Origin of the sequence: Scandinavium sp. (assembly GCF_051650185.1) — a bacterium.
Lineage (GTDB): Bacteria > Pseudomonadota > Gammaproteobacteria > Enterobacterales > Enterobacteriaceae > Scandinavium.
The window spans coordinates 1-4,454 of sequence record NZ_JBOFIN010000129.1 but is presented as its reverse complement, the minus strand read 5'-3'; the positions used below and the strand labels follow the sequence as shown (position 1 = coordinate 4,454).

Sequence of the window (4,454 nt, the reverse complement as noted above, 5' to 3'; positions counted from 1 at the left end):
GCCCACACAGATTGTCTGATAAATTGTTAAAGAGCAGTTGCGACGCGCTTTAGCGCTCTGTCGCGAGGTGGCGTATATTACGCTTTCCTCTTTCAGAGTCAACCCTGAATTTCAGGATTTTTTCTCTTCAACCGAACCGGCTGTTTGTGTGAAGTGATTCACATCTGCCGTGTCGATGGAGGCGCATTATAGGGAGTTCTCCGCAGCCCGCAAGGCCTAAATGACAGAAAAATGACTGACTGCTGCATTCCACAGCAAAACCCTACCTTATACCCATTTACACACAGAGTTATCCACAAACCGGCAAAAATCCAAAAAATCGCGAGCGATGCGCAAACGTTTTCGTTACAATGCCGCGCTATGACAAGGATGCCTTCATTGGGTGTGTTAGCTGAGTTTTTTGCGGAAAATTCAGCTAACGCTCTCTGTAATGTTCAAATCCTGGGGATTTACTACCATGCAACAACGTCGTCCAGTCCGCCGCGCTTTACTTAGCGTTTCTGATAAAGCCGGTATTGTCGAATTCGCACAGGCCCTTTCCGAACGCGGCGTGGAGCTGCTCTCCACGGGCGGTACTGCCAGCCTGCTGGCAGGAAAAGGTCTGCCGGTCACCGAAGTGTCTGACTACACCGGCTTCCCGGAGATGATGGATGGACGCGTGAAGACGCTGCACCCGAAAGTGCACGGTGGGATCCTCGGTCGTCGCGATCAAGATGGCGCTATTATGGAAAAACACGGGATCGCGCCGATCGATATGGTCGTCGTTAACCTTTATCCCTTCGCGCAGACCGTCGCTCGTGAAGGCTGCACGCTGGAAGATGCGGTCGAGAATATTGATATCGGCGGACCTACCATGGTCCGCTCTGCCGCGAAGAACCATAAAGATGTGGCAATCGTTGTAAAGAGCAGCGATTACAGCACCATTATTGAAGAGATGGATGCTAATGAAGGATCCTTAACTCTCGACACCCGTTTCGATCTGGCGATCAAAGCCTTCGAGCACACCGCGGCCTACGACAGCATGATTGCCAACTACTTTGGCAGCCTGGTTCCCGCCTATCACGGCGACACCAACGAGCCTTCTGGCCGCTTCCCTCGCACTCTGAATCTGAACTTCATTAAGAAGCAGGATATGCGCTATGGCGAAAACAGCCACCAGCAGGCTGCCTTCTATATAGAAGAAGAGGTAAAGGAAGCGTCTGTTGCCACAGCCCAGCAGGTACAAGGCAAAGCGCTTTCTTATAACAACATCGCCGACACCGATGCCGCGCTGGAATGTGTGAAAGAGTTCAGCGAGCCTGCGTGCGTTATCGTTAAACACGCCAACCCTTGTGGCGTGGCGGTAAGCACTTCCATTCTGGATGCCTACGATCGCGCTTATAAAACCGATCCTACTTCAGCGTTCGGCGGCATTATTGCGTTTAACCGCGAGCTGGATGCCGAAACCGCTCAGGCGATCATTTCCCGCCAGTTTGTTGAAGTGATTATTGCTCCGTCTGCCAGCGAAGAAGCTTTGCAAATCACCGCCGCGAAACAAAACGTTCGCGTCCTGACCTGCGGTCAGTGGAACGCTCGCGTACCGGGTCTGGATTTCAAACGCGTGAACGGAGGCCTGCTGGTTCAGGATCGCGACCTCGGCATGGTGACTGCAGGCGAACTGCGAGTCGTCAGCAAACGCCAGCCAACCGAACAAGAGCTGCGTGATGCGCTGTTCTGCTGGAAAGTGGCGAAATTCGTGAAATCCAATGCCATCGTTTATGCGAAAGAAAACATGACTATCGGGATAGGTGCTGGCCAGATGAGCCGCGTTTACTCCGCCAAAATCGCAGGTATTAAAGCCGCCGATGAGGGTCTGGAAGTGAAAGGCTCCGCCATGGCTTCCGATGCCTTCTTCCCGTTCCGTGATGGCATTGATGCTGCCGCCGCTGTCGGTGTGAGCTGCGTCATCCAGCCAGGCGGCTCTATTCGTGATGAAGAAGTCATCGCTGCGGCAGATGAACATGGTATTGCCATGATCTTCACCGACATGCGCCACTTCCGCCATTAATTGCAGGAGCAGATGATGAAAGTTTTAGTCATTGGGAACGGTGGGCGCGAACACGCGCTGGCCTGGAAAGCCGCTCAGTCGCCGTTGGTTGATACCGTCTTTGTTGCGCCGGGCAATGCTGGCACAGCCCTGGAACCGACTCTTAAAAATGTGGCTATCAGCGCAACCGACATTCCTGCACTGCTGAACTTTGCCAAAAGCGAAGATATCGGTCTGACCATTGTCGGGCCGGAAGCGCCGCTGGTAATTGGCGTGGTGGATGTTTTCCGCGAAGCAGGGCTGACCATTTTCGGCCCAACTCAGGGTGCGGCCCAGCTGGAAGGGTCGAAGGCGTTTACCAAAGATTTCCTGGCTCGCCACAACATCCCTACCGCCGAATACCAGAATTTCACCGAAGTTGAACCAGCTCTGGCTTATCTGCGCGAGAAAGGGGCCCCTATCGTCATTAAAGCTGATGGTCTCGCTGCCGGGAAAGGCGTGATTGTCGCCATGACGCTTGAAGAAGCCGAAGCGGCGGTTAACGATATGCTGGCGGGCAACGCGTTTGGTGATGCAGGCCACCGTATCGTCATCGAAGAGTTTCTCGACGGTGAAGAAGCGAGTTTCATCGTGATGGTCGACGGCGAGAATGTGCTGCCGATGGCCACCAGCCAGGATCATAAACGTGTCGGTGACGGTGATACAGGCCCTAACACTGGCGGAATGGGAGCTTACTCACCTGCCCCGGTTGTGACAGACGACGTGCATCAGCGCACCATGGACCGCATCATTTGGCCTACCGTGCGCGGCATGGCGGCGGAAGGGAACACTTACACCGGTTTTCTCTATGCCGGGCTGATGATCGACAAAGAAGGCAATCCGAAGGTTATCGAGTTCAACTGCCGCTTTGGCGACCCGGAAACACAACCTATCATGCTGCGCCTGCAGTCTGATTTGGTTGAACTGTGTCTGGCGGCCTGCGCAGGCAAACTGGACGAGAAAACCTCCCGCTGGGATCCGCGCGCTTCACTGGGCGTGGTGATGGCCGCTGGCGGTTATCCGGGGAATTATCGTAACGGTGATGAAATTCACGGTTTGCCTCTGGAAGAAGTTGAAGGCGGAAAAGTGTTCCAGGCTGGCACCACCTTGTCGGGAGACGATCGTGTGCTGACCAACGGTGGACGTGTGCTTTGCGTGACGGCCCTGGGCGAAACCGTGGCTGAGGCACAGAAGCGTGCTTACGCATTGATGACAGATATTCACTGGGATGGCTGCTTCAGCCGTGGGGATATTGGTTATCGTGCGATTGCACGTGAGCAAGGGAAGTAAGTCCCAGCGAATTTCAGCATTTCCCCCTCACCCTAACCCTCAGGGAGAGGGGATTACTGCACTCAGAACGTCTTCTCTTTCGGCTGCCACGTGCAGAAATCTTCATTCGCCACCAGCAACAGTTGCGATCCTTCCGGCGCTTCCAGCCAGGCCACGCTCACTTCCACTGACGAATGGCTTTGGCGGCGTTCGATATGCGCAATGGCGCGGCTCTCAAGATCAGGCGAAACCGTCTGCCCTTCACAGGTCGTCACGGTGTGATTCGCGTGCCAGCGCCCCTGGCGAAGCACGACGCGCCCTTGGCGCAGCGCATCACTGGTCTGGCGAATCTGCTGTGCCTGATAGCGGTAGAGCGCAATCTGGTCATTGGAAAGCTGCTGCTTCTGACCGTCCACTTCACGCTGCATGAAACTGAGTTCACCGTGGTCATCAAAACGCACGCGAATGTGTTCCGGTGGCTTACCGTAAATATTGAGCTCAATCAGAGAGAGCGAATCGCCCTGCCAGCGATATTCGCTGGTTGAAGTGTTCCCGCTCCGCCATGGGCTGAATGCCGCAAGCAGATGGGTTTCGTTATCAGAATCTTTTCGCCAGATACGCACCGCGCCCTGGTTATCGGCATAACCGCTGGCGGTAAACGGCGGGAGTGATGAGTTGTGACTGCAGGCAGAAAGCAACAGTGCGCCTGCCAGCATCAGTGAACGACGCCAGAATGACAAAAGGGGCGAAACCGCCCCTTCATTAAAACTGTTCACTGCCACGCGGTCTTACTTAACTGCGTCTTTCAGTGCTTTACCAGAAACAAATGCCGGCACGTTAGCTGCGGCGATTTTGATTTCTTTACCGGTCTGCGGGTTGCGGCCAGTACGCTCAGCGCGGTGGTTCACTTTGAAGGTACCGAAGCCAACCAGCTGTACAGCATCACCTTCTTTCAGAGACTCAGTAATAGCAGCCAGGGTGGATTCCAGAGCAGATTTTGCCTGTGCTTTAGACAGATCAGCCTTGTCCGCAATTACATCAATCAGTTGAGTCTTGTTCATATGTTATCCTTACAATGTGTTTATCGCTTGCTAAGCATCGAGTGCGACGAAAATGCCTG

The 4,454-nt window shown here is 54.2% G+C and carries 4 protein-coding genes; 2 read left to right on the top strand and 2 right to left on the bottom strand.

Annotated elements, in window-relative coordinates:
• Positions 1-457: 457 nt before the first annotated feature.
• The gene (gene purH / locus ACRCWW_RS17485; protein ID WP_438683530.1) at positions 458-2,047 is read left to right on the top strand and encodes a bifunctional phosphoribosylaminoimidazolecarboxamide formyltransferase/IMP cyclohydrolase; all 1,590 of its coding nucleotides are present in this window, start codon (positions 458-460) and stop codon (positions 2,045-2,047) included.
• Between the two features lie 15 nt (positions 2,048-2,062).
• Complete coding sequence (purD, locus tag ACRCWW_RS17480; protein ID WP_438683529.1) at positions 2,063-3,355, top strand: phosphoribosylamine--glycine ligase; 1,293 nt, start codon at positions 2,063-2,065, stop codon at positions 3,353-3,355.
• Between the two features lie 62 nt (positions 3,356-3,417).
• On the opposite strand, the gene ACRCWW_RS17475 is transcribed toward purD, so the two are convergent.
• Together ACRCWW_RS17475 and hupA are read right to left on the bottom strand one after the other, a co-directional pair.
• Positions 3,418-4,110 (bottom strand): DUF1481 domain-containing protein, encoded by a 693-nt coding sequence (locus ACRCWW_RS17475; protein WP_438683531.1) that lies wholly within the window; start codon positions 4,108-4,110, stop codon positions 3,418-3,420.
• A gap of 12 nt (positions 4,111-4,122) precedes the next feature.
• Positions 4,123-4,395: a nucleoid-associated protein HU-alpha gene (gene hupA, locus ACRCWW_RS17470; RefSeq protein WP_006816568.1), complete on the bottom strand. Its 273-nt coding sequence runs from the start codon at positions 4,393-4,395 to the stop codon at positions 4,123-4,125.
• Positions 4,396-4,454 lie beyond the last annotated feature (59 nt).

Bases quoted from the DNA above. Each gene is read 5' to 3' on its own strand.
- purD (WP_438683529.1), top strand. From the start codon at position 2,063: ATGAAAGTTTTAGTCATTGGGAACGGTGGGCGCGAACACGCGCTGGCC.
- purH (WP_438683530.1), top strand. From the start codon at position 458: ATGCAACAACGTCGTCCAGTCCGCCGCGCTTTACTTAGCGTTTCTGAT.
- hupA (WP_006816568.1), bottom strand. From the start codon at position 4,395: ATGAACAAGACTCAACTGATTGATGTAATTGCGGACAAGGCTGATCTG.